General features: G+C 53.0%; 20 protein-coding genes and 1 pseudogene. 15 read left to right on the plus strand and 6 right to left on the minus strand.

Features of this window, described 5'->3' with window-relative positions; translation table 11 throughout:
* Positions 1 to 13: 13 nt before the first annotated feature.
* From K2184_RS19035 to nhaR, 4 genes are all read left to right on the plus strand, one after another.
* Complete coding sequence (locus K2184_RS19035) at positions 14 to 1,507, plus strand: sulfatase family protein (protein ID WP_004108345.1); 1,494 nt, start codon at positions 14 to 16, stop codon at positions 1,505 to 1,507.
* Positions 1,508 to 1,739: 232 nt separating this feature from the next.
* Entirely contained in the window at positions 1,740 to 3,002 is a 1,263-nt protein-coding gene (locus K2184_RS19040; protein ID WP_049128440.1) for an IS1/IS1595 family N-terminal zinc-binding domain-containing protein, read from the plus strand.
* Positions 3,003 to 3,150: 148 nt separating this feature from the next.
* On the plus strand, positions 3,151 to 4,326 hold the full coding sequence (gene nhaA / locus K2184_RS19045; RefSeq protein ID WP_016809073.1) for a Na+/H+ antiporter NhaA: 1,176 nt from the start codon (positions 3,151 to 3,153) through the stop codon (positions 4,324 to 4,326).
* A 52-nt stretch (positions 4,327 to 4,378) separates the two neighbouring features.
* On the plus strand, positions 4,379 to 5,314 hold the full coding sequence (nhaR, locus tag K2184_RS19050) for a transcriptional activator NhaR (protein ID WP_163524575.1): 936 nt from the start codon (positions 4,379 to 4,381) through the stop codon (positions 5,312 to 5,314).
* A gap of 99 nt (positions 5,315 to 5,413) precedes the next feature.
* Here the strand turns inward: nhaR and rpsT are convergent, their stop codons facing one another.
* A complete protein-coding gene (gene rpsT / locus K2184_RS19055) occupies positions 5,414 to 5,677 on the minus strand; it encodes a 30S ribosomal protein S20 (protein ID WP_003018940.1) in 264 nt (87 codons plus the stop codon).
* Positions 5,678 to 6,007: 330 nt separating this feature from the next.
* Between rpsT and ribF the strand changes: the two genes are divergently transcribed.
* From ribF to rihC, 6 genes are all read left to right on the plus strand, one after another.
* Positions 6,008 to 6,946, plus strand: a complete 939-nt coding sequence (gene ribF / locus K2184_RS19060) for a bifunctional riboflavin kinase/FAD synthetase (RefSeq protein WP_004108323.1) — start codon at positions 6,008 to 6,010, stop codon at positions 6,944 to 6,946.
* 44 nt (positions 6,947 to 6,990) lie between these two features.
* Complete coding sequence (ileS, locus tag K2184_RS19065; RefSeq protein ID WP_123830143.1) at positions 6,991 to 9,807, plus strand: isoleucine--tRNA ligase; 2,817 nt, start codon at positions 6,991 to 6,993, stop codon at positions 9,805 to 9,807.
* Complete coding sequence (gene lspA, locus K2184_RS19070; protein ID WP_004108317.1) at positions 9,807 to 10,307, plus strand: signal peptidase II; 501 nt, start codon at positions 9,807 to 9,809, stop codon at positions 10,305 to 10,307. Before ileS ends, lspA begins: the two co-directional genes overlap by 1 nt.
* Before the next feature lie 97 nt (positions 10,308 to 10,404).
* On the plus strand, positions 10,405 to 10,854 hold the full coding sequence (gene fkpB, locus K2184_RS19075; RefSeq protein ID WP_368082962.1) for an FKBP-type peptidyl-prolyl cis-trans isomerase: 450 nt from the start codon (positions 10,405 to 10,407) through the stop codon (positions 10,852 to 10,854).
* A 1-nt stretch (position 10,855) separates the two neighbouring features.
* Positions 10,856 to 11,806, plus strand: a complete 951-nt coding sequence (gene ispH / locus K2184_RS19080; RefSeq protein WP_004108315.1) for a 4-hydroxy-3-methylbut-2-enyl diphosphate reductase — start codon at positions 10,856 to 10,858, stop codon at positions 11,804 to 11,806.
* A 65-nt stretch (positions 11,807 to 11,871) separates the two neighbouring features.
* Positions 11,872 to 12,786: a ribonucleoside hydrolase RihC gene (gene rihC / locus K2184_RS19085; RefSeq protein WP_049128441.1), complete on the plus strand. Its 915-nt coding sequence runs from the start codon at positions 11,872 to 11,874 to the stop codon at positions 12,784 to 12,786.
* A 28-nt stretch (positions 12,787 to 12,814) separates the two neighbouring features.
* Here the strand turns inward: rihC and K2184_RS19090 are convergent, their stop codons facing one another.
* Positions 12,815 to 13,750, minus strand: a complete 936-nt coding sequence (locus tag K2184_RS19090; RefSeq protein ID WP_004108311.1) for a LysR family transcriptional regulator — start codon at positions 13,748 to 13,750, stop codon at positions 12,815 to 12,817.
* Positions 13,751 to 14,029: 279 nt separating this feature from the next.
* Here K2184_RS19090 and K2184_RS19095 point away from each other — a divergent pair, with 279 nt between their 5' ends.
* From K2184_RS19095 to K2184_RS19110, 4 genes are all read left to right on the plus strand, one after another.
* Entirely contained in the window at positions 14,030 to 15,085 is a 1,056-nt protein-coding gene (locus tag K2184_RS19095) for a 4-oxalomesaconate tautomerase (protein ID WP_004108309.1), read from the plus strand.
* 107 nt (positions 15,086 to 15,192) lie between these two features.
* Positions 15,193 to 16,626 (plus strand): anion permease, encoded by a 1,434-nt coding sequence (locus K2184_RS19100; protein ID WP_004108306.1) that lies wholly within the window; start codon positions 15,193 to 15,195, stop codon positions 16,624 to 16,626.
* Positions 16,627 to 16,809: 183 nt separating this feature from the next.
* Positions 16,810 to 18,069 carry an SLC13 family permease gene (locus K2184_RS19105; RefSeq protein WP_024273715.1) on the plus strand — a complete coding sequence of 420 codons (1,260 nt, stop codon included), beginning with the start codon at positions 16,810 to 16,812 and terminating at the stop codon, positions 18,067 to 18,069.
* Between the two features lie 70 nt (positions 18,070 to 18,139).
* The gene (locus K2184_RS19110; protein WP_049128442.1) at positions 18,140 to 20,428 is read left to right on the plus strand and encodes a hydratase; all 2,289 of its coding nucleotides are present in this window, start codon (positions 18,140 to 18,142) and stop codon (positions 20,426 to 20,428) included.
* A gap of 55 nt (positions 20,429 to 20,483) precedes the next feature.
* On the opposite strand, the gene K2184_RS19115 is transcribed toward K2184_RS19110, so the two are convergent.
* Entirely contained in the window at positions 20,484 to 21,437 is a 954-nt protein-coding gene (locus tag K2184_RS19115) for a LysR family transcriptional regulator (RefSeq protein ID WP_004110488.1), read from the minus strand.
* A 92-nt stretch (positions 21,438 to 21,529) separates the two neighbouring features.
* Between K2184_RS19115 and K2184_RS19120 the strand changes: the two genes are divergently transcribed.
* Positions 21,530 to 22,159, plus strand: a complete 630-nt coding sequence (locus tag K2184_RS19120) for a hypothetical protein (protein ID WP_004108297.1) — start codon at positions 21,530 to 21,532, stop codon at positions 22,157 to 22,159.
* Positions 22,160 to 22,204: 45 nt separating this feature from the next.
* On the opposite strand, the gene citB is transcribed toward K2184_RS19120, so the two are convergent.
* The 3 genes and pseudogenes from citB to K2184_RS19135 form a co-directional block, all read right to left on the minus strand.
* Positions 22,205 to 22,903 carry a citrate response regulator transcription factor CitB gene (citB, locus tag K2184_RS19125; protein WP_004108295.1) on the minus strand — a complete coding sequence of 233 codons (699 nt, stop codon included), beginning with the start codon at positions 22,901 to 22,903 and terminating at the stop codon, positions 22,205 to 22,207.
* Positions 22,896 to 24,524, minus strand: coding sequence for a citrate sensor histidine kinase CitA (gene citA, locus K2184_RS19130; protein WP_004108293.1), 1,629 nt, complete (start codon positions 24,522 to 24,524; stop codon positions 22,896 to 22,898). Before citA ends, citB begins: the two co-directional genes overlap by 8 nt.
* A gap of 324 nt (positions 24,525 to 24,848) precedes the next feature.
* Positions 24,849 to 24,924: pseudogene (locus K2184_RS19135) on the minus strand (sodium ion-translocating decarboxylase subunit beta); the annotation flags it as partial.

Genomic DNA, 24,924 nt, shown 5'->3' on the forward strand with positions numbered 1-24,924 from the left:
CTGAGGGATTAACATGAAAAAAACATGTGTTGCCGGCCTGATTGGCCTGGCATTATGCGCAGGTAGCGCCATGCATTCTGTTTATGCCGCTGATGCTAAACATCCCAATCTGGTCATCATTCTGGCAGATGATTTAGGCTATGGTGACCTGGGCGCCTATGGGCATCAAATCGTCAAAACGCCCAATATTGATAAGCTGGCTCAGGAAGGGGTGAAGTTCACCGATTATTATGCTCCGGCGCCGCTCTGCTCACCTTCGCGGGCGGGCCTGTTGACCGGCCGCATGCCGTTTCGTACGGGCATTAGATCGTGGATCCCGGAGGGGAAAAATGTTGCCTTAGGCCGTAACGAGCTGACGATTGCGAATCTGCTGAAGCAGCAGGGTTACGATACGGCGATTATGGGCAAACTCCATCTCAACGCCGGCGGCGATCGTACCGACCAGCCGCAGGCGAAGGACATGGGCTTTGACTACAGGCTGGTCAATACCGCCGGGTTCGTGAGCGACTCAACGCTGGATAACGCCAAAGAGCGTCCTCGCTACGGCATGGTCTATCCCACCGGTTTTACCCGCAACGAGAAACCTATCGGTCGCGCGAAGACGTTCAGCGGCGAGCTGGTGAGTTCGGAAGTCGTCAACTGGCTGGATAAGAAGAAAGATAACAACCCCTTCTTCCTCTACGTCGCCTTTACCGAAGTGCATAGCCCGCTGGCCTCGCCGAAGAAATATCTCGATATGTACGCGCCTTATATCAGCGCTTATGCGAAGCAGCACCCGGATCTGTTCTACGGTGATTGGGCGGATAAGCCCTGGCGCGGCGCCGGTGAGTACTATGCCAACATCAGCTATATGGATGCTCAGGTAGGGAAAGTGCTCGACAAGATTAAAGCAATGGGTGAAGAAGATAACACGATCGTAATTTTTACCAGCGATAACGGCCCGGTTACCCGCGAAGCGCGAAAAGTTTATGAGCTGAACCTTGCTGGTGAAACGGATGGGCTGCGGGGTCGTAAAGATAACCTGTGGGAAGGCGGAATTCGCGTCCCGGCGATTATCAAATATGGTCACCATATTCCGCAGGGGATGGTCTCAGAAACGCCGATGTCGGGTCTGGACTGGATGCCGACGCTGGCGCAGATGATGAACTTCCCTCTGCCGAAGGACCGTACCTATGACGGCCAGTCAATCGTACCGGTACTGGAGAAGCAAGCGTTCAAGCGGGAAAAACCGCTGATTTTCGGTATCGATATGCCGTTCCAGGACGATCCGACCGATGAATGGGCGATTCGCGACGGCGACTGGAAAATGATTATTGATCGCGAAGGTAAGGCTAAATACCTCTATAATCTGAAGCAGGATCGCGCAGAAACGCTAAATCAAATCGGTAAGCAGCCCGAAATTGAGCAGCGGATGTTCGCTGAGTTTCTGAAATATAAAAATGACATCGATAATGATTCATTGATGAAAGCCCGCGGCGATAAACCGACGCCGGTGACATGGGGCTGATGAAATATTAGCATACCATAATCGTATGCTACCTGGCGCCATACCTGCCTGATTCAGCGTTCTGACGTTGAATCAGGTATTTTTATTGGCCCGCATCGGCGGATAGACAGAGGCTGCAATAACCTGAACCGTTACTCATAATCAAAAAAAGGGTGATAACGCGCTTTTACCCTGGAGAAATAATAGTGATAAAATCAGCGAGGCCCGAGGGAAATATTCGCAGTGAGTGAATATGTTTAACGACGTTAATGTTAATAGTTGCAAAACGCCCGGTTGTAAAAATCTTGGCGTGCTTAATAGCCCTGATTACCTTCGTCAGGGAGAAAATATCCTGTGCCGGGAATGCGGCTTTCTCTTTCCGCCCATTTCGGCGATTTCCCTTAACGCTTTTCGCCGCACGGTAAACCAGGGATGGAAGGGGCTGGTTAAGCAGTGTCCGGGATGCGGCAGCGTTTCTCTAAAACGCTACGGCTACTCGGCGCAGGGCGAGCGGCGTATGGCATGTCGCGACTGCAGCAAGACCTTCGTGATACCGGACAGCCTGACCCTCACGCCTCGCCAGCAGGAGCTTGCCGCTCTCATCCAGCAAGGCAGCTCGCTTAACGATATTCGCACTCTACTGGCTATCGATAACACTACATTAGGCCGCGAATTAGCTAACCTCTCTTATCGCGCGGACCTGGCGGAGCGCGCTTTTGACTTTCCGGCGTTTGATATTGTTCTCACCACCCGGGCGTTTAGCCTTGGTTTTAACGGTGGAGAGAATCGGCTATATGTGCTGGTCACCGCTGAGGAAAAAAGCGGTAAAGTGGTGGCTATCTCGACGAACTATACTCCACGCCCGGTTGAGCCGGCGTATCAGTATCAATCGCAATATGAAGAACGACTGCCCCCAGGCACGCTGGCGTATCTCGTGCAACGCAAAGAAATGCTCACTATGCGGCGTCGTGGCGCGCTGTTTGATATTGATTACGGGCCGGGAACGTTGCACCGGCATGTGCGAGGTATGCTGGTTAAACCCGTATTGCCGGCCTATCGACATTTTGAACTGGTGCGAATGTTAACCGATGAGCGTTCGCTAAATGTGCAGCATTATCTCGATCATGAGTGTTTCATCCTTGGCGGATGTATGATGGCAAACCTGGCGCAGGTCCGGCAGGGGCGCTGCCATATCTCATTCGTCAGAGAACGCGGTGTAAACCCCCCTCAGGGCGAAATGCCACCGCGACTGTTCTACAGCGGCGGGATCCGCAACAATGTCTGGCGAACATTCTCCACGCGGGACTACGCCATGGCCGTTTGTAACCTGACCGGAAGTAAGAAAACCGGCCTGTTACGGCATGCGACCCTGCGAAGCGCCAGCGAATTTATAGACTATATTTATCGCCATCCTTTCCTTCCCTGGCTCACCAGGATGTCGCCTGCCAACGTGACGTCTGCGCTAAATCATTTGAAATATGAATATAACAACCGTCTTTCCTGCCTGCCTTTTTAAACTTCACTGCCCGGTTAACCCGGTCAGTATTTGACGGGCGTACATTCGTAAAAAACGATCTTAACGGCAATTTAAACCTACTTTTTTCGATGTATTTGCGTCTGTATTATACTTTTATCGAGTTGTTTGCCGATAAGGTGAGGTAAAAGTGAAACATCTACAGCGTTTTTTTCATAGCGAGGCATCCGGGGGGATAATCCTCATCTTCGCCGCCGCTATGGCGATGCTATTAGCCAATACGGGCCTGACCAGCGGCCTGTATCGCTCTTTTCTGGAGACGCCCGTTCAGCTGCGCGTAGGCGCGTTAGAGATCAACAAGAACATGCTGTTGTGGATAAACGACGCGCTGATGGCGGTATTTTTCCTGCTTATAGGTCTGGAAGTAAAGCGCGAGATGAAACAGGGCGCGTTGGCCAGCCGTCGCCAGGCCGTATTTCCGGTCGTCGCGGCGTTGGGCGGCATGGTGGTTCCGGCGTTAGTCTATCTGGCATTTAACGGCCAGGATGCGATTGCCAGAGAAGGGTGGGCGATTCCGGCTGCGACCGATATTGCCTTCGCGCTGGGCGTACTGGCGCTGCTGGGCAATCGGGTTCCCGCTGCGCTGAAGATCTTTCTGATGGCGCTGGCCATCATCGACGATCTGGGCGCCATTATTATTATTGCGTTGTTCTACACGCACGATCTTTCCGTGGTGTCGTTGGTTGTCGCTGCCGGCGCCATTATGGTGCTGGCGGCGCTGAATCTGAGCGGCGTACGGCGTACCGGGATCTATATTCTGGTCGGCGCCATACTCTGGACTGCGGTGCTGAAGTCGGGGGTTCACGCTACGCTGGCTGGCGTCATTGTCGGCTTTATGATCCCGCTAAAAGAGCAGAACGGTAAATCGCCGGCGAAGCAGCTTGAGCACGTGCTGCATCCGTGGGTGGCCTTCCTGATCCTGCCGCTGTTCGCCTTCGCTAACGCGGGCGTTTCTTTGCAGGGCGTCACGGTAGAAGGGCTGACCTCGCTGCTGCCGTTAGGTATTATTGCCGGGCTGTTTATCGGTAAGCCATTGGGAATTAGCGTATTCTGCTGGCTGGCGCTGAAGCTGAAATGGGCCTCGTTGCCGGAAGGGACAACCTGCAAGCAAATTATGGCGGTCGGCATTCTATGTGGGATTGGCTTCACAATGTCGATTTTTATTGCCACCCTGGCCTTCGGCAGCGTCGACCCCGGATTGATCAACTGGGCCAAGCTTGGCATCCTGATTGGATCGATATTATCGGCAGTCACGGGATACATCATACTGCGTAAGCGCGTAACGGATTCGGGCTACGCGGCTTAACATCTCACGGAGAGCCGCTACGGCTCTCCTGGACATTATCAGGGAGAGAAGCATGTCGCATATCAACTACAACCATCTGTACTACTTCTGGCATGTCTATAAAGAAGGCTCCGTTGTTGGCGCGGCGGAAGCGCTGTTCCTGACGCCGCAGACCATTACCGGGCAAATTAAGGCGCTGGAAGAGCGCCTGCAGGGGAAGTTGTTCAAGCGAAAAGGAAGAGGGCTGGAGCCCAGCGAATTAGGCGAGTTGGTTTTCCGCTATGCGGATCGCATGTTTACGCTGAGCCAGGAAATGCTCGATATCGTTAACTATCGTAAAGAGTCGAATCTGCTGTTTGACGTCGGCGTCGCGGACGCGCTGTCGAAAAGGTTGGTGAGCGGGGTACTGGATGCTGCCGTTGTCGATAATGAACAGATCCATTTACGCTGTTTCGAATCGACCCACGAAATGCTGCTGGAGCAGCTTAGCCAGCATAAGCTCGATATGATTATTTCCGACTGCCCTATTGATTCAACCCAGCAGGAAGGGCTGTTTTCAGTGAAAATTGGCGAATGCAGCGTCAGCTTCTGGTGCATGAATCCGTCGCCGAAAAAGCCGTTCCCGGCCTGTCTGGAAGAGCGTCGCTTACTGATCCCTGGCCGTCGTTCGATGTTAGGGCGCAAGCTGCTCAACTGGTTTAACTCGCAGGGATTGCAGGTGGAAATCCTCGGCGAGTTTGACGATGCGGCGTTGATGAAAGCCTTCGGCGCGGCGCATAATGCGATATTCGTTGCCCCGACGCTGTATGCGCATGATTTCTATAGCGATGAGTCGATAGTTGAGATCGGACGGATGGACAACGTCATGGAAGAGTATCACGCGATCTTCGCTGAACGAATGATCCAGCATCCGGCGGTGCAGCGTATTTGTCATCGCGACTATTCGGCGCTCTTTACGCCGCCGCAGGCCCAGGACAGCGCTGTTTCTGGCGGTTCGGCAAAGCAATAGTCGCCAGAAGCGCGATGGTTGACGCTTTGAGCGATAGACGACAGACATAAAAAAACCCGCTTTCGCGGGTTTTTTTACAAAGCGACAACAAGCAGACGATTAAGCCAGTTTGTTGATCTGAGCGGTCAGGTTTGCTTTATGACGCGCAGCTTTGTTTTTGTGGATCAGACCTTTAGCAGCCTGACGGTCCACGATTGGTTGCATTTCGTTAAATGCTTTCAGTGCAGTAGCTTTGTCGCCAGCTTCGATAGCTGCGTATACTTTCTTGATGAAAGTACGCATCATAGAGCGACGGCTAGCGTTGTGCTTGCGGGCCTTTTCAGACTGAACGGCGCGCTTCTTAGCTGATTTGATATTAGCCAAGGTCCAACTCCCAAATGTGTTCTATATGGACAATTCAAAGGCCGAGGAGAATGCCCGTTTAGCCTTCTTTTGTCAATGGATTTGTGCAAATAAGCGTCGTTTAAACGAACAACGCTTCATTACGTAGTGATGGCGCAAGATTCTACCAGCTTGTTGCAGGCGAATACAGCCTTTCAACCATAAAAATCGACGACGCCGGAGAGATTTTCCCGCAATCTCGCGCTGAGTGAATGAATTCCCGGGATCTTTCGGTGAAGAGGTGCAATCGCTGGTTAACGTCGCCAGTTGTACAAGGTATACTCGGACGATTTTCACTGTTTTGAGCCAGACATGAAGCTGATACGCGGCATACATAATCTCAGTCAGGCCCCGCACGGGTGCGTGCTGACCATTGGAAATTTTGACGGCGTGCATCGCGGGCACCAGGCATTATTGCAGCGTTTGCGCGCAGAAGGTCGCCAGCGTGGCTTACCGGTGGTGGTGATGATTTTTGAGCCGCAGCCGCTTGAGCTTTTTGCCGCCGATAAAGCGCCGGCACGTTTAACGCGCCTGCGTGAGAAGCTGAACTATCTGGCTGAAAGCGGCGTCGATTACGTCCTGTGCGTGCGTTTCGATCGGCGCTTCGCGGCATTGACCGCCCAGGACTTTATCAGCGAACTGCTGGTCCGCCAGCTGGGCGTTCAGTTCCTCGCCGTTGGCGATGATTTCCGCTTTGGCGCAGGTCGCCAGGGGGATTTCTTGTTATTACAAAAAGCCGGCGTGGAGTACGGCTTTGACGTCACCAGCACCCAAACCTTCTGTGAAGGCGGCGTGCGCATCAGCAGCACCGCGGTGCGCCAGGCGCTGGCAGACGACGATCTGCCCCTGGCGGAGACGCTGCTGGGGCATCCGTTTACCATCTCCGGCCGCGTTGTGCACGGTGATGAACTCGGGCGCACAATAGGTTTCCCGACGGCGAATTTACCGCTGCGTCGTCAGGTTTCCCCGGTTAAAGGGGTCTATGCGGTAGAAGTGACAGGGCTTGGCGACAAACCTTTTATGGGCGTCGCCAACATTGGTACTCGTCCAACGGTGTCCGGCGTGCGTCAGCAGCTGGAAGTCCATCTCCTGGATGTTGTAATGGACCTCTACGGTCGCCATATAGATGTAATACTGCGTAAAAAAATACGTAACGAGCAGCGATTTGCGTCGCTTGATGAGCTAAAAGCGCAAATCGCACGTGATGAGTTAACGGCCCGCGACTTCTTTGGGCTAACCGGGCAGGCATAACCCTGACGGTGTTTATCAAACCGAAATACGGAACCGAGAATCTGATGAGTGACTATAAATCGACCCTGAATTTGCCGGAAACAGGGTTCCCGATGCGCGGCGACCTCGCCAAGCGTGAACCGGGAATGCTGGCGCGTTGGACCGATGATGACCTGTACGGCATCATTCGTGCAGCCAAAAAAGGCAAAAAAACCTTCATTCTGCATGATGGCCCTCCTTATGCGAATGGCAGCATTCATATTGGTCACTCGGTTAACAAGATTCTGAAAGACATTATCGTTAAGTCCAAAGGGCTGGCGGGCTATGACTCTCCGTACGTACCGGGCTGGGACTGTCACGGTCTGCCAATCGAGCTGAAGGTAGAGCAGGAATACGGCAAGCCGGGCGAGAAATTCACCGCCGCCGAGTTCCGCGCCAAGTGCCGCGAATATGCCGCCACTCAGGTTGACGGGCAGCGCAAAGACTTTATCCGTCTGGGCGTGCTCGGCGACTGGTCGCACCCGTACCTGACCATGGACTTCAAAACGGAAGCCAACATCATCCGCGCGCTGGGTAAAATCATCGGCAACGGCCATCTGCACAAAGGCGCTAAGCCGGTGCACTGGTGCGTAGACTGCCGTTCCGCGCTGGCGGAAGCGGAAGTTGAGTATTACGACAAAACTTCTCCGTCCATCGACGTGGCGTTCCACGCGACCGATAAAGCGGCGGTGCTGGCGAAATTCGGCGTGGCCGACGTTAACGGTCCGGTTTCTCTGGTTATCTGGACCACCACCCCGTGGACCCTGCCAGCGAACCGCGCCATCTCCCTGTCCCCGGAGTTTGACTATGCGCTGGTGCAGGTTGACGGCCAGGCGCTGATCCTGGCGAAAGATCTGGTCGACAGCGTCATGAAACGCGCCGGCATTGCTGATTACACTATCCTTGCGGTGGTAAACGGCGCCGAGCTGGAGCTGATGCGCTTTAAGCATCCGTTCCTCGATTTCGACGTCCCGGCGATCCTGGGCGATCACGTCACTCTGGACGCGGGTACCGGTGCGGTACATACCGCGCCAGGCCACGGCCCGGATGACTATGTCATCGGTCAAAAATATGGCCTGGAAGTCGCTAACCCGGTCGGTCCGGACGGCGCCTATCTGCCGGGAACTTACCCGACGCTGGATGGCGTAAACGTGTTTAAAGCCAACGATATTGTCGTTGCGCTGCTGTCTGAAAAAGGCGCGCTGCTGCACGTAGAGAAAATGCAGCACAGCTACCCGTGCTGCTGGCGTCACAAAACGCCGATCATCTTCCGCGCCACGCCGCAGTGGTTCGTGAGCATGGATCAGAAAGGCCTGCGCGCGCAGTCGCTTGCCGAAATCAAAGGCGTGCAGTGGATCCCTGACTGGGGCCAGGCGCGTATTGAATCGATGGTCGCCAACCGTCCTGACTGGTGTATTTCCCGTCAGCGTACCTGGGGCGTACCGATGTCGCTGTTCGTGCATAAAGAGACGCAGGAGCTGCATCCGCGTACTCTCGAACTGATGGAAGAAGTGGCGAAACGCGTTGAGATCGACGGCATTCAGGCGTGGTGGGATCTCGATTCCCGCGACATCCTCGGCGCCGAGGCCGATAGCTATGAGAAGGTGCCGGATACGCTGGACGTGTGGTTTGACTCCGGATCGACCCACTCCTCCGTTGTTGACGTGCGTCCGGAATTTGCCGGTCACGCCGCCGATATGTATCTCGAAGGTTCTGACCAGCACCGCGGCTGGTTCATGTCATCCCTGATGATCTCTACCGCGATGAAGGGCAAAGCGCCTTACCGCCAGGTGCTGACCCACGGCTTTACCGTTGATGGCCAGGGCCGCAAGATGTCCAAGTCTATCGGCAACACCGTCTCTCCGCAGGATGTGATGAACAAACTGGGCGCGGATATTCTGCGTCTGTGGGTGGCTTCCACCGACTACACCGGCGAAATGGCGGTCTCCGACGAGATCCTTAAACGCGCCGCCGACAGCTATCGTCGTATCCGTAACACCGCGCGCTTCCTGCTGGCGAACCTCAATGGCTTCGATCCGGCTAAAGATATGGTGAGACCGGAAGAGATGGTCGTGCTGGACCGCTGGGCAGTAGGCTGCGCGCAAGCGGCGCAGGACGATATCGTCAAAGCCTATGAATCTTACGATTTCCACGAAGTCGTGCAGCGTCTGATGCGCTTCTGCTCCATTGAAATGGGTTCGTTCTGGCTTGATATCATTAAAGACCGTCAGTACACCACCAAGGCGGACAGCGTCGCGCGCCGTAGCTGCCAGACCGCGCTGTACCACATTGCCGAAGCGCTGGTACGCTGGATGGCGCCGATCATGTCCTTTACCGCTGACGAAATCTGGGGTTACCTGCCGGGCGACCGCGAGAAATACGTCTTTACCGGCGAATGGTACACCGGTCTGTTTGGCCTGGCCGACGACGAAGCGATGAACGATGGTTTCTGGGACGAGCTGCTGAAAGTGCGCGGCGAAGTCAACAAGGTTATCGAACAGGCGCGTGCTGACAAGCAGGTGGGTGGCTCTCTGGAAGCGGCGGTAACGCTGTATGCCGATGCCGATCTCGCGGCGAAGCTCAACGCGCTGGGCGACGAATTGCGATTTGTCCTGTTGACCTCAGGGGCGAAAGTTGCCGATTATGCGCAGGCTCCGGCCGACGCATGGCAGAGTGAGCTGCTGAAAGGCCTGAAAGTCGTGCTGAGCAAAGCCGAAGGTGATAAGTGCCCGCGCTGCTGGCATTACACGACGGACATCGGCAAGGTGGCGGAACACGCGGATATCTGCGGACGCTGTGTCAGCAACATCGCCGGTGACGGCGAAAAACGTAAATTTGCCTGATGAGTAAACCGATTAGTTCAACGGGGCTACGCTGGCTCTGGGTCGTCGTAGCCGTGCTGATTATCGATTTAGGCAGCAAATTCCTGATCCTCCAGAACTTCGCTCTGGGGGATACGGTATCGCTGTTCCCATCGCTTAATCTGCATTATGCGCGTAATTATGGCGCGGCCTTTAGCTTCCTCGCCGACAGTGGCGGCTGGCAGCGCTGGTTCTTCGCCGGTATCGCTATCGGTATCTGCGTGATCCTTGCGGTGCTAATGTATCGCTCTAAGGCGACGCAAAAGCTGAATAACATTGCCTATGCGCTGATTATTGGCGGCGCGTTGGGCAATTTATTCGACAGGCTTTGGCATGGTTTTGTCGTCGATATGATCGATTTCTACGTCGGGGACTGGCATTTCGCCACCTTCAACCTTGCCGATACCGCTATTTGTATCGGCGCGGCGCTGATTGTGCTGGAAGGCTTCTTGCCGAACGCGGCTGCGAAGAAACAGGCGTAACAATACCCGCCGGGCGGCGCGACGTTTGCACGGGTCTACGTTCTCCGTAGGCCCGTTCAGCGCCAGCGTCACCGGACAAAACTAGTGAGCAACCTGCATGTCTAAATCAGTACAGAGCAACAGTGCGGTGCTGGTGCACTTCACCTTAAAGCTCGACGATGGCTCCACCGCAGAGTCAACCCGCAACAACGGTAAACCGGCGCTCTTTCGTCTGGGCGATACTTCCCTGTCTGAAGGTCTGGAACAGCATCTGCTGGGGCTAAAAGAGTGGGATAAAACCACCTTTTCGCTGGAGCCGGACGCCGCGTTTGGCGTACCGAGCCCGGACCTGATCCAATATTTCTCGCGTCGGGAATTTATTGATGCGGGCGAGCCGGAAGTCGGCGCGATTATGCTCTTTACCGCAATGGATGGCAGCGAAATGCCCGGCGTGATCCGTGAAGTAAACGGCGATTCGATTACCGTTGATTTCAACCATCCGCTGGCCGGGCGTACCGTTCATTTTGATGTTGAAGTGCTGGAGATCGATCCGGCGCTGGAGGGGTAACATGCAGATTCTGTTGGCTAACCCGCGCGGCTTCTGCGCAGGCGTTGACCGCGCTATCAGCATTGTTGAAAACGCGCTGACGCTATATGGCGCGCCGATCTACGTGCGTCATGAAGTCGTGCACAACCGCTATGTTGTCGACAGCCTGCGTCAACGCGGCGCTATTTTTATCGAGCAGATTAGCGAAGTGCCGGACGGCGCGATCCTGATTTTCTCCGCCCACGGCGTCTCTCAGGCCGTACGCAACGAGGCGAAAAGCCGCGATCTGACGGTTTTTGACGCTACCTGCCCGCTGGTGACCAAAGTCCATATGGAAGTTGCTCGTGCCAGCCGTCGGGGGGAAGAGTCGATCCTGATTGGTCACGCCGGTCACCCGGAAGTTGAAGGCACCATGGGCCAGTACAGTAACCCGCAGGGGGGGATGTACCTGGTGGAATCGCCGAATGACGTCTGGAAGCTGGATGTGAAAAACGACGCTAAGCTGTCGTTTATGACTCAGACGACGCTCTCCGTTGATGATACCTCCGACGTGATTGACGCCCTGCGCGAACGGTTCCCGAAAATCGTCGGGCCGCGCAAAGATGATATCTGCTATGCGACGACAAACCGGCAAGAGGCCGTCCGCGCGCTGGCCGGGCAGGCTGACGTAGTGCTGGTGGTGGGGTCGAAGAACTCCTCGAACTCTAACCGTCTGGCCGAACTGGCCCAGCGGATGGGGAAAGCTGCCTATCTGATCGATGATGCGACCGATATCCAGGAAGCCTGGGTGAAAGACGCAACCTGCGTCGGCGTAACCGCAGGCGCATCGGCGCCGGATATTCTGGTACAGAACGTGATTTCGCGTTTGCAGGAGCTGGGCGGCGGCGAAGCGGTGCCGCTGGAAGGCCGTGAAGAGAACATTGTTTTCGAAGTGCCGAAAGAGCTGCGCGTAGACGTCCGTGAAGTAGAGTAAGTTCTTTTTCCCCGCAGTATGAGAAGATGCCAGGCTTAACGTCTGGCATTTTTTATGGAGAAACTATGCGCTTACCTATCATTCTGGATACCGATCCCGGCATTGATGACGCCGCAGCGATTACCGCGGCGCTGTTCGCTCCCGAGCTGGACCTACAGCTGATGACCACGGTAGCGGGGAACGTATCCGTGGAGAAAACCACCCGCAACGCCCTGCAGCTCCTGCATTTCTGGAACGCCGATGTTCCGTTGGCTCAAGGCGCCTCTATGCCGCTGGTCCGCCCGCTGCGCGACGCCGCCTCCGTACACGGCGAATCCGGGATGGAAGGCTACGATTTCGTGGAACATAACCGTCAGCCGCTGGCAAAACCGGCATTTCAGGCGATCCGCGATGCGCTGATGCACGCTCCGGAGCCGATGACCCTGGTGGCGATTGGCCCGCTAACCAATATCGCGCTTCTGCTGACCCAGTATCCCGAATGCCGTTTTAATATCCGTCGGCTGGTTATCATGGGCGGTTCCGCCGGGCGCGGTAACTTTACGCCGAATGCGGAGTTCAATATCGCTATCGACCCGGAAGCGGCGGCGAAAGTTTTCCATAGCGGGCTGGAGATTGTGATGTGCGGGCTGGATGTCACCAACGAGGCGATGCTGGCTCCGGACTACCTTGCTACGCTACCGACGCTGAATCAGACCGGGAAGATGCTGCATGCGCTATTTAGCCACTACCGGAGCGGGAGCATGAGCAGCGGCCTGCGTATGCATGACCTGTGCGCGATTGCCTGGCTGGTTCGTCCGCAGCTCTTCACCCTCAAGCCCTGTTTTGTGACGGTAGAAACCCAGGGAACCTGGACCTCGGGAACGACGGTGGTCGATATCGAAGGCAAACTGGGCCAACCGGCAAACGTGCAGGTGGCGCTGGGTCTGGATGTAGAAGGTTTTCAGCGCTGGGCAGCGGAGGTGATTGCTTTAGCGCCCTAATCTGGCGATGAAGCGGCCGGCATGGCTTTCAGGTTTTCTGCGTTGAATCCACGACGTTGCGCCAGAGCGTGCCCGCTTCATCCGTCCACATCATCAGTAGCAGGGAAGCTAAGCGCTCTGCCGCTGCGGAAAGAGGCCTGTTTTTTACGCGAATCATACCCAGCGTGCGTCTGATGACCGGCTCCACAAGCGGGACGCTCACCACGGCGCTCTCTCCGTGGGGCATTGCCAGACAAGGGAGTGCGGAGACTCCGAGGCCTGCTTCGACAAGGCCGAGCGAGGTCGACAAATGTCTGACTTCATAAAACCAGCTCAGCTGCCAGGGTTTATCCGCCAGGCATTTCTCGATCAACTGTCTATTGCCGCTTGATTTCCTGACGCCGATTAACGTCTGGCTAACAAGCTCCCGCCATTCGACCAGTTTCCTGGTTGCCAGAGGATGATCTTGCCGGCAGGCCAGAACAAAAGGCTCGTTCACCAGGGGAATGAAATCGATATCCGGATGTGTGATGAAGTTCATGTTTATACCAAAATCAACATCGCCTTTTCGTACCGAGTCCATACAGGTTTCAATACCTTGTTCATAAATTCGTACTTTGATGTTGGGGTAACTTTGATTAAATTGCACGATAGCGCGCGGTAAAAAATAAAATACGGCAGTAGGAATGCAGGATAGCGTAACCGTATCATGCAATTGAGACGTTAAATCGTTAAGGTCAAATATTGCCGCATCAAGGCCGGAGATCAAAGATTTAGCTCTTGGGAGAAGCATTTTTCCGGCTTGCGTCAGCGCAATCTTTCGCGTCGTTCGTTCGAACAGCGCAATATCCAGATTACTCTCTATTTTTTTTATCTTCTTAGTTAATGCCGGTTGCGTAAGATTTAATTGTTCGGCGGCTTTACTAAAAGAGCCTAGCTCTGCAACTGTGACAAAGGCTTTCATCCCGGATAGTTCATTTTTCATTATTGCTCCGTAGGGCCTAATAAGTGTTTCTCTAAGTAGATGACAAGTGATTATTAATCGGTAATGGCACTTTTATTAATTCCTGGCAGGAATAACTCTTATGGCGAAATTTTATCAACCGGTAAAAATCTTGCAAGTAGAATGAATTTGTAAAATGCCTGACGTGAATGATGTAGCAGGTGAATTAAGTAAATAAAAAACTTAAACAGCATAAAGCAAATTAAATTCACAAGGCATTTCGTTTAATTCTTCTATGTTTTATCGGGTGAGGAACTTGCTATGAAGAGCATTCCCTGTGTATTAATGCGTGGTGGAACATCCAAAGGCGCCTTTTTATTAGCGGATGATTTACCAAAGGATATTAACCAACGTAATGACTTCCTGTTATCCATCATGGGATCGGGCCATGAGCTGGAAATTGACGGAATTGGCGGTGGAAGCCCACAAACCAGCAAAGTGGCCATTATTAGTCGATCTGTTAGTGAAAAAGCGGACATTGATTATCTGTTTGTTCAGGTTATCGTCAACGAACGGCGGGTCGATACCACGCCGAACTGCGGAAATATGCTGTGTGCTGTAGGGGGATTCGCAATAGAACAGGGGTTAATTAAAGCGGATTCTCCGGTCACGAGAGTGCGCATAAGGAATGTGAACACCAATACTTTTATTGAGGCTGACATTCAAACGCCTGAGGGAAAGGTTATCTACGACGGCGATACGCAGATAGACGGCGTTCCCGGCCGTGCCGCACCGGTTGCATTAACCTTTTTGAATTCTGCGGGTGCAAAATCCGGCCAGCTTTTCCCTACCGGGAATCGGCTGGACGTATTTGATAATGCGCAAGTCACCTGTATTGACATGGCAATGCCGATGGTCGTGATTCCAGCTCAGAGCCTGGGAAAAACCGGTTATGAATCTGCCTGCGAATTAGACCGGGACACAGCGCTTTTAGAATCGCTGGAGTCTATTCGGCGACAAGCGGGAAAGGCGATGGGATTTGGCGATGTGACAAATATGGTTATCCCGAAACCGGTTCTGATTTCTCCTGCGCTTAGCGGCGGAAATTTAAATGTTCGATATTTTATGCCCCACAGTTGCCATAAATCGTTGGCGATTACCGGCGCTATCGGCCTGGCGAGTGCATGTATTATTCCGGGAACGATTGCTAATGAACTGACGAAATTGTCTGGTGATGGCATCGTTAAAATCGAGCACCCCAGCGGGAGTATTGCGGTCGACTTAAGTAATACGACCGAAGCCCCTGAAGCGATCCGCGCCTCTGTTATTCGCACGGCACGGAAGATTCTTTCCGGCTCGGTTTATATTGCCGACTAAATACCGAGTCCCCTCCTTAACGAAAAATTACCGTGGATTGAGGCGGGGAGCTATGTGAATGCGTTCCACAAGCATCCTTAAATATTGAGTACAGCTAAGGAATGGAAATGCAAAAGAATAAGTTATGGAAGCTGCTGGTTATAATAGCAATACCGTTACTCATGAGTTTATTCCCGGCGCCGCAAGGATTATCAACACTTGCCTGGGTTTTATCAGGCATTTATCTGGCAGCCATTGTGGGGTTAGTCATTAAACCCTTTTCAGAGCCTGTGGTACTGCTGATTGCCGTCGCCGCATCAATGGTGGTCACCGGCAATCTGGGTGATGGTTCGGTAAAAGCCGCCAGCGTATTAAGCGGATATTCATCCGGCACCACCTGGTTAGTTTTCTCCGCATTTACTCTGAGTGCAGCTTTTGTTATTACCGGGCTAGGTAAAAGAATTGCTTATTTTCTTATCGGAAAAATTGGTAGTACAACGTTGGGCCTTGGCTATGTAACCGCCTTCCTTGACCTGATCCTGGCCCCCGCAACGCCATCGAATACAGCACGTGCTGGGGGGATTGTTTTACCGATCATTAATAGCGTCGCAGTCGCCCTTGGCTCGGAGCCGGAGCACAGCGCAAAGCGAGTTGGTCACTATCTTATGTTGAACATCTATATGGTGACGAAAACAACCAGCTATATGTTCTTTACCGCAATGGCCGGCAATATTCTTGCGCTGAAGATGATTGAAGATATCTGCCACATCAAATTAAGCTGGGGTGGCTGGGCGCTGGCCGCAGGATTACCTGGTATCATTATGCTGCTGCTGACGCCGCTGATTACCTACAAGCTTTATCCGCCGGAATTAAAGCGGGTTGATAATAAAAAGATCGCCAAAACGGGCATCGAAGCTTTGGGACCCATGACCCTGCGTGAAAAGATGCTCTCTTGCCTCTTTGTTCTGGCACTGGGCGGTTGGGTGTTCAGCAGCGCCCTGGGGGTTAATGAGTCAACCGTTGCTATCTGCGTCATGGCCTTGATGTTAGTGCTGAAAATCGTAACCTGGGATGATGTGATAAAAAATAAAGGCGGCTGGAATACGCTCATTTGGTACGGTGGGATTATTGGCTTAAGCTCGTTATTATCAAAAGTTGGCTTTTTCGTGTGGCTGGCTGATTTATTAAAAAATAATATTTCATTTGATGGTCACGGTAATATAGCCTTTATTGTTATTGTCGCCTTGAGCATACTGGTTCGTTATTTCTTCGCCTCGGGAAGCGCTTATATCGTCGCTATGGTTCCGGTCTTTGCCATGCTGGCGAATGTATCTGGTGCACCGATAACCCTCACCGCACTCGCGCTATTATTCAGCAATTCTTATGGCGGAATGGTCACTCACTATGGTGGCGCGGCGGGACCAGTTATTTTTGGTGTGGGTTATAACGATATCAAATCCTGGTGGATTATAGGTGGAATACTGGCGGTACTGACATTCCTCTTGCACATCACCCTCGGGGTATGGTGGTGGGAAATACTCATATCATCCGGGATGATTTAAGTCGTTACTGAGAAAGAATGTCGTGAATCTCTGGGCATCGGTTGATGCCCAGGACAATTGTAGATGATGCCATTGCCATGTGGTTATTATCTTACCTGGAGTTTAATGATTTAAGTATGAAAAAACTCACATGATCGCAAATATTATTATATGACCTTTAACAAGGTGAGGTGCAATATATTTATGTCTCCAGTTACGATTACGTTGTCGCTATTGGTTTTTTCGATCGTCATGTTCGTTTGGGAAAAAATACCATTAGCTGTAACTGCCATGATTGTTTGTATTACTCTGGTTGTCACCGGGGTCTTCGATGTCAAAACTGCTTTTGCAGGTTTTATTAATCAGAATGTTATTTTATTTGTGGCTATGTTTGTGGTAGGCGGGGCTTTATTCGAAACCGGCGTAACCGATAAAATTGGCGGTATCGTGACACGCTATGCGCGTACAGAAAAACAGCTGATAGTCATTATTATGTTAGTGTGTGGGACCCTTTCTGGATTTTTATCGAATACCGGAACGGCTGCAGTGTTAATACCTGTTGTGATCGGCGCAGCGATAAAATCAGGTTATGCCCAGTCACGTCTGCTTATGCCCCTGGCCTTTGCCTCTGCGTTGGGGGGAAATTTGTCGCTTATCGGTTCCCCAGGAAATCTGATTGCACAGTCGGCGCTGGAGCAGGTTGGCCAACGTTTTGGTTTTTTTGAATATGCTAAGCTGGGTATTCCGATGCTGGCTTGCGGTATTCTCTATTTTGTCACGATAGGCTACCGACTATTACCGCAAAAAAGTACGCTACACCAGCAACGCACTGAAAGTATGCGCAAGATAGCGTGCCCGAAATACAAGCAGGTGATTGCGCTGTCGGTACTAATCGCAACCGTATCCGGCATGATTTTCGAAGAACAGATTGGATTGCCGATTGCTATTGTTGGCTCAATTGGCGCTTTAACGCTGATTGTCACCCGGGTGATTACTGAAAAACAGGCATACCAGGCCATTGATTCACAGACCATTTTCCTGTTCGGCGGAACGCTGGCATTAGCAAAAGCGCTGGAAACCACCGGCGCTGGTGCGATCATGGCGCGTGCAATGATTGAACAACTGGGTAATCACGCTTCCCCCTTCTTACTTTTAAGCGCGGTATTGCTCATCTCCTGTGTGTTAACAAACTTCATGTCCAATACGGCAACCGCCTCTTTATTAATGCCGATTGGTCTATCTATTGCGCATTCGATGGGGGCCGATCCCCGGGCGGTATTAATGGCTATAGTTATTGGCTGCTCGTGTGCGTATGCAACCCCTGTGGGTACGCCCGCCAATATGATGATTTTTTCTGCGGGTGGCTATAAGTTTATTGATTACGTTAAAACCGGATTGCCGCTTATTGTTATATCGGTAATCGTCAGCTTTATTTTATTGCCTGTGTTTTTTCCATTTTATTAGCCGATAACGGTAGTGATTAAAAAGTGTTGCTATTCTGTCAGACCTTGTTTTTTATATAAGGATATATGTCATGATAAAACTGTATGGCCATGGAGTATGTATATCACACCAGCATGGTATTATCCCTGTTGGTCATCCTTCCTTCCCGGTGGACAAGCAGGAGGCGCGTAAAGGCACGATTTCGTGGTCGATCCTCTCCGCCCATAATACTTCAGGCGATCACCGCAAGTTAAAAATAAAATTTGATTGTATGGCCTCACACGATATTACATTTGTGGGGATAATCCAAACCGCTAAAGCGTCTGGAATGCAGCGTTTTCCACTGCCTTACGTATTAACTAATTGTCATAATTCGCTATGTGCGGTCGGCGGTACCATTAATAGTGATGATCATATATTCGGTTTATCTTCGGCCAGAAAGTACGGCGGGATTTATGTTCCGCCGCATATTTCCGTTATTCATCAATATATGCGCGAGATGATGGCCGGCGGTGGCAAGATGGTGCTGGGCTCGGACAGCCATACCCGCTATGGCGCTTTAGGGACGATGGCCGTCGGCGAGGGGGGCGGCGAGTTAGTTAAGCAACTGCTGGGAGGGACCTGGGATATTGATTATCCCGAGGTTGTTGCGGTGTATTTGACAGGTAAACCCAGCCCTGGCGTGGGGCCTCAGGATATTGCCCTGGCGATAATTGGCGCGGTGTTCCGGCGCGGTTATGTGAAAAACAAGATAATGGAGTTTGTGGGACCGGGGGTGGCGACAATGTCTACCGATTTCCGCAACAGTGTTGATGTCATGACGACGGAGACCACCTGCTTATCGTCTATCTGGCAAACCGATGAAGAGACTCGAAGCTACTTGCGCGTTCATGGCAGGGAGCAAGACTATTGTTCGCTCTCAGCATCCGATATGGCTTATTACGATGGTTGTATAGAAGTCAATTTAAGCGCTATCAAACCGATGATCGCCTTACCTTTTCATCCCGCCAACGTCTATGAAATTGATACGCTGAAGGAGAACTTGCCGGATATTTTGCATGAAGTCGAAATGGAATCCGAAAAAATTTCGCTTGGGCGCGCAAAACTCTCCCTGCTGGATAAAGTCGAAAAGGGTAAGCTCCGGATCCAGCAGGGAATTATTGCCGGTTGTGCCGGCGGGAATTACGTCAACGTAGTTGAAGCGGCAAATGCCTTAAAGCATCACTCCTGCGGCGACAACGTTTTCTCTCTCTCGATATATCCCTCATCCCAGCCGGTGCTGATGGATCTGACCAAAAAAGGGATAACGACCGATTTATTAAGCGCTGGCGCGATTATGCGTACCGCATTTTGTGGGCCCTGCTTTGGCGCGGGCGACACGCCTATGCATAATGGATTGAGCATTCGCCATACAACGCGCAATTTCCCAAACCGGGAAGGTTCAAAACCCGGAAATGGGCAAATGTCGGCTGTCGCGTTGATGGATGCTCGCTCAATTGCGGCGACGGCTGCCAACGGTGGTATTCTGACCTCGGCGTCAGAGCTCGATTGCTGGGAGAACATACCGCAATATGAATTTGACGCTTCACCCTATAAAAACCGTGTCTATCAAGGCCTTATTAAAGGCGCATCCCAGCAATCGCTGATTTATGGACCCAATATAAAAGACTGGCCGGAAATGAGTGAGTTAACGGAAAATATTCTCTTAAACGTTACTTCTAAAATCATGGATCCGGTGACGACTACTGATGAGCTTATCCCATCGGGAGAAACCTCATCATTTCGCTCTAACCCCTCAGGACTGGCGGAGTTTACCCTCTCACGGCGCGATCCGGGCTATGTTGGCCGCAGTAAGGAGATTGCCGCTCTGGAACAATTGCGCGTCGCGGGGGACAATCCTTGCAGGCTGCATCCTGAACTTGAGGACATCTTTACCCAAATTCGCCAGCTGCCGGGACAGGAGGGCGTCACCCTGCAGCAGACGGAAATAGGTAGTATGGTTTATGCGATAAAACCGGGCGATGGTTCAGCACGAGAACAAGCGGCCAGCTGCCAGCGCGTGCTGGGGGGGCTGGCAAATATTGCGCAGGAATACGCCACGAAACGTTATCGTTCGAATGTGATTAACTGGGGAATGCTGCCGCTGCAAATGAAAGCCTTACCCGAATTTGAAGTGGGGGATTTTATCTTTATTCCGGGCATAAAATCCGCCTTAGACAGCGAGCTGGGTCATATTACCGCGTTTGTCATTAGCCGCGAGCGCCCCATAAAAGAGATCGCGCTTTACATGGAGGGCCTGACCTCATCAGAGCGGGAGATTATTAAGGCAGGAAGCCTGATTAATTATAATAAATCACGCTTAACTTCCCACCATCAGTAAACGATAGTCCTCATTAAGATAATAAACGGGGGTGATATAGCATCCCCGTTTTTATTCATAGCGGCTTATCCGTGATTTTCGAACGTTGCGCTATGGCTGTGCTGCCTGCTGTCGGCTTCATCTTCTCGCTAAGATAATCAATCATTGCCCGCATTCTGGCGGGCATGTGCTTATTGCCCGACCACAGTAGCCAGAGCTGGCCGGAATAGCGGCTGATAAACTCCCATTCCGGTAAAACCTGCACAATCTCGCCGTTCGCCAGCGCCTCACGGGCGGTAAACAACGGCAGGCTGCCGATACCCAGATTTTGCTTCACGGCATCAAGGCGTACGGCGGTGTGGTTTGCCGCGTAACGACCGTGGGTCTGGATAGTCTCCGTTTTGCCGTCGCGGCGAAACTTCCAGCGCGAATCGGCGGGCGTTTCCCCAAGGCTGATACAGCTATGTTCGCGCAGATCCTGCGGCGTTCGCGGTCTGCCATATTGCGCCAGGTAGCCGGGCGTCGCACAGACGATATGGCTAACGGACAGCAAAGGCTTACCGTGCAGCCCCGGCGAGGGCGTATGGGTGATGCGCAGCGCCAGATCGATACCGTCATCGATAAAATCGAGAACCCGATCCTCAAGGCGCAGACAGACGTCGATCTTCGGGTAGCGGCTAAAAAACTCCAGCATCAGCGGATGAATGACAAACCGTCCCACGGCTTTCGGCACGCTTAGCGTGAGCTTACCCTGCGGCACCGCCTGGGCGCTGCCGGCGGAATCCATGGCCAGACGCGCCGAGTCCAGCATCTCCAGCGCATGTTCATACACCGTTTTCCCGGCATCGCTAAGGCGCAGTTTGCGCGTGGTGCGATGCAGCAGCTTGCAGCCCATTTCCTGCTCCAGCCGCGAGACGCTGCGGCTAATGGCGGAAGGCGTCGCGCCTGTCTGGCGCGCGACGGCGGAAAAGCTGCCCTGATCGACAATCTGCACGAACAGGGCGAGATCGGGCAGTAAGTTCAGATTCATTTGTGCTTCCAGAGCAAAATTGCATTGATGATCGGCGGGATTATCGCTGTCGTTAATATCAATATACTGTCCTGACTGAGAGGAGGACAACCATGACTGAACGACTTTATTACACCAGCGATGCCACTGAATGCCCTGCGCGAGTCGTCAACTGCCTGGGCGAAGCCGATGGCCGCTATGCCATTGAGCTGGACCGCACGCTGTTTCATCCGCAGGGCGGAGGACAGCCAGCGGATCGCGGCTGGATTGGCGAGCTTGCGGTCGAGAGCGTTGCCGCGCGCGGCGAGAGCATCGTGCATATTGTTGCGCAGCCGCTACCCTCCGGCGAGGTGGCGATCCGGGTGGACGCGGACGCGAGACGGCTGCACGCTCGGCTACATTCCGCCGGGCACCTGATTGGCCAGGCCGGAGAGCGCTTTGGCTGGCGGCCGATTAAGGCGCATCACTGGCCGGGAGAAGGGCGCATCACCTTTGCCGCCGGGACGAACGCGTCACTGCCCGAAGCCAGCGCCCTGCTGGCGCAGATCGAAGGATGGCAGGCGGAGGATTTACCGCGTCGGATCTCTTTTGCCGAAGGTCTGCGCAAGGTCGGGTTCGGCGATATGCCGAGCTATCCCTGCGGCGGCACGCACGTGGCCAGCCTGTCAGAACTGGGAGAGGTCGTCATTACCCAGGTGAAGATGAAAAAAGGCCAGATGATTGTTAGCTACGCTATAGCGTAAACGAATAAAAGGAGATGCATGCTAAACAAAGCATCTCCGCGATCCTTAAACGTGCTCACTATTTTTGCCGTGATAAATCCGCTCCGGTCTGCCGACTTTACCGTAGCTTATTTCGGCCTCAAGAAAATCGTTTTTGACCCCTTGCTCCAGGTAGCGGCGGGCAGTGGTTTTGCTGCTGCCGAGGATACGCGCAAGGGAGTCTGCGGTATGGACGATCCCCGGGTCGGTGAAGAGCTGTAATACGCGGTTAAAGGTGCTTTCATCGATTCCGCGCAGGGCGGTGCCGGCGGCTTCCGCGTGCTCTTTGGCCTGGATATTGAAAAGGGCGTCAACGTGGGTCTGGCTCGCCTGCTCGCTCGAGCGCAGGGAGCTGCGATAGCGGGCAAAACGCTCAAGCGTATGCTGCAATCGCTGATAGTGAACCGGCTTAATCAGATAATCGAAAACGCCCATCCGCAGAGCTTCGCTGATGGTATCCATATGGTTGTCGGCGGTGATGAAAATGATACGTCCTTTATAATTGATATTGACGGCGTGACGGATCAAATCGAGGCCTTTGCCATCGGGCAAAAAGTTATCCAACAGAATCAGCTGGGGCTGATAGAGACGAAGCATTTTTTTTGCGCTTTCCAGCTTATCCGCAATGCCAATGACTTCGAACTGGGGAAATTGCTTGATGGTATCCACCAGAATTTCCGCCAGCATAGGTTCGTCTTCAACGATGAGAGTTGTGATGCTATCCATGGTGTTCATCTCGGGTCAGGGGGATATAAAGAGTAAAAATAGTGCCAAAAGGGATGTTGTCGTCGACGACGATATTGCCGCCCGCCTGCTCGACGTAGCTGCGTACCAGCCATAGCCCGATACCGTGATCGCCGCTGTCGCTGCTGGTGACGCCGCGCTCAAAAATACGATCGCGCAGCGATTCATCAATTCCGCAGCCCTGGTCGGCGATCTCGACGATCGCTTCGCCGCCCTCGCTGTTGATCAGGCACTCGATCTGCTTCGATCCTGCCGGCTGCCGTAAGGCGGCATTGTAGGCATTGTCCAGCAGGTTACCGACGATCGAGATCCACTCATTATGCGAAAGCGATGAGGGGAGGGTTTCCACGTGACAGGCGGGATCGAAGACCAGCTCTAATCCGAGCTCTTTGGCGCGGTAATATTTGCCGATCAGCAGCCCGGCAAGATGGTTCACTTTAAAATTACGGGCGATAAAATCGAGAACTTTCTGGTGGCTTTCAGACTGCTGCTGAATGAGATCCAGCGCGTTATCGTAGCGTTTCAAAAACAGTAGCCCGGCAATGGTGGAGATCAAATTGCGGTGCTCGTGCTGCACGGCGCGAAGGTTATCCGCATACTGCTGGACCTGGCTGAGCTGCAGGCTCAGGGTGTTGATATCGTCTTTACTACGAAAGCTAATGACCCATCCCTGGGGCTCGCTATTGAGCGTGACGGCCATGCGGCTGGCGATCACTTTGATCTGATTAAAGGTGACAATTTCGTCTTTTTTATTTGTCTGCGGTGCGTCATAAAAGAACGTCTCCTGAGAGATCACGCTGCTGATGCTTTTGCCAATCAGGATAGTTTCCGGCTGGCTGAGGTTTAATAATCTCCTTGCGGTTTGGTTGATGGCGGTAATTCGGTAGTGAGAGTCAATGGCTATCAGTCCCTCGAAGACCGATTCAAACAAGACGCTTTGCTGGATAAGCAGCTGTGATAGCTGCTGCGGCTCCATATTCAGCATCTGTTTTTTGATATGCAGCGAGAAGCGTCGGGCGCAGTAGAGCAGCAGGAGCAGCATGATCGCCATCGGGATCATCAGCGATCCGATTTGCAGACTCAGCCAGTTCTCTAACTGTTCGATGGTGTAGCCCACCGAGACGATGCCGATCACTTTCCCGGTGCTGTCCTGGATCGGCGACTTACCGCGCAATGAAGAGCCGAGCGATCCTTTACGCACCGACACATAGCTTTTAGCGTTATACAGCGCTTCGTCGCTGTCTCCGCCTTCCATATATTTGCCGATCTCATCCGGATTCACGTGATACAGACGCTGGCCTTTTGCATCACCGACGGTGATGTAGGTGGCATCGGAAAACGATCGCATGGGGTCGATAAGCGCTTTAATTCGCGCCAGATCGTGCTTTTCGACCGCCTCTACCAGCTCAGGCATGGCGGAGATCTGCATCGCCTGGATCAGCGCGCGCTGGCCGACCTGATAATGCAGACGCTCTTCCGTGATGCTGGTGAGATACCATGACATCGCCAGCATCACTATTGTCGAGGTAAACAGGATCAACAGGAAGATGCGGTTCTGGAACGAACGTCGGGCAAACCAGTGCGTGATTTTTCGGCTAAACATTGGGCGAATTGACATCAAAAGGCCATTTTCTCTTTTTTAGCGACCGACGGCGCGGAATCGGCCCACAGTTTTATGGATTTCAGAACACATCCAGATGGAATACGACGTTTTACGTATCCCGGGCTTGCGGTTGATGCCTTACCCGGGCTACGGGTTTACAGCCGTCTGCGATCCGGTAGCCCGGACAAGGCGCGTTAAGCGCCGCCTCCGGGAGAATCCCCGGGTCGCGGCTGACGCCTTATCCCGGGCTACGGGTTTACAGCCGTCTGCGATCCGGTAGCCCGGATAAGCCGTTTACGGCGCAATCCGGGGAAAGGTAACGATTCACATCGCCAGCACGTACTTGAGCATCACCCCGGCGGCAATCGCCGAGCCAATCACCCCCGCCACGTTCGGCCCC

The sequence above is a fragment of the Klebsiella sp. K5-306 genome, from assembly GCF_051835185.1.
Taxonomy (GTDB): Bacteria; Pseudomonadota; Gammaproteobacteria; order Enterobacterales; family Enterobacteriaceae; genus Klebsiella; species Klebsiella oxytoca.

What these genes read in the sequence shown, in the direction of transcription:
- K2184_RS19035 (WP_004108345.1), top strand. Translation starts at nt 14, where the DNA reads ATGAAAAAAACATGTGTTGCCGGCCTGATTGGCCTGGCATTATGCGCA.
- ileS (WP_123830143.1), top strand. Translation starts at nt 6,991, where the DNA reads ATGAGTGACTATAAATCGACCCTGAATTTGCCGGAAACAGGGTTCCCG.
- nhaR (WP_163524575.1), top strand. Translation starts at nt 4,379, where the DNA reads ATGTCGCATATCAACTACAACCATCTGTACTACTTCTGGCATGTCTAT.
- K2184_RS19040 (WP_049128440.1), top strand. Translation starts at nt 1,740, where the DNA reads ATGTTTAACGACGTTAATGTTAATAGTTGCAAAACGCCCGGTTGTAAA.
- ispH (WP_004108315.1), top strand. Translation starts at nt 10,856, where the DNA reads ATGCAGATTCTGTTGGCTAACCCGCGCGGCTTCTGCGCAGGCGTTGAC.
- K2184_RS19120 (WP_004108297.1), top strand. Translation starts at nt 21,530, where the DNA reads ATGACTGAACGACTTTATTACACCAGCGATGCCACTGAATGCCCTGCG.
- rihC (WP_049128441.1), top strand. Translation starts at nt 11,872, where the DNA reads ATGCGCTTACCTATCATTCTGGATACCGATCCCGGCATTGATGACGCC.
- K2184_RS19100 (WP_004108306.1), top strand. Translation starts at nt 15,193, where the DNA reads ATGCAAAAGAATAAGTTATGGAAGCTGCTGGTTATAATAGCAATACCG.
- citA (WP_004108293.1), bottom strand. Translation starts at nt 24,524, where the DNA reads ATGTTTAGCCGAAAAATCACGCACTGGTTTGCCCGACGTTCGTTCCAG.
- citB (WP_004108295.1), bottom strand. Translation starts at nt 22,903, where the DNA reads ATGGATAGCATCACAACTCTCATCGTTGAAGACGAACCTATGCTGGCG.
- lspA (WP_004108317.1), top strand. Translation starts at nt 9,807, where the DNA reads ATGAGTAAACCGATTAGTTCAACGGGGCTACGCTGGCTCTGGGTCGTC.
- K2184_RS19095 (WP_004108309.1), top strand. Translation starts at nt 14,030, where the DNA reads ATGAAGAGCATTCCCTGTGTATTAATGCGTGGTGGAACATCCAAAGGC.
- fkpB (WP_368082962.1), top strand. Translation starts at nt 10,405, where the DNA reads ATGTCTAAATCAGTACAGAGCAACAGTGCGGTGCTGGTGCACTTCACC.
- K2184_RS19115 (WP_004110488.1), bottom strand. Translation starts at nt 21,437, where the DNA reads ATGAATCTGAACTTACTGCCCGATCTCGCCCTGTTCGTGCAGATTGTC.
- ribF (WP_004108323.1), top strand. Translation starts at nt 6,008, where the DNA reads ATGAAGCTGATACGCGGCATACATAATCTCAGTCAGGCCCCGCACGGG.
- K2184_RS19105 (WP_024273715.1), top strand. Translation starts at nt 16,810, where the DNA reads ATGTCTCCAGTTACGATTACGTTGTCGCTATTGGTTTTTTCGATCGTC.
- K2184_RS19110 (WP_049128442.1), top strand. Translation starts at nt 18,140, where the DNA reads ATGATAAAACTGTATGGCCATGGAGTATGTATATCACACCAGCATGGT.
- K2184_RS19090 (WP_004108311.1), bottom strand. Translation starts at nt 13,750, where the DNA reads ATGAAAAATGAACTATCCGGGATGAAAGCCTTTGTCACAGTTGCAGAG.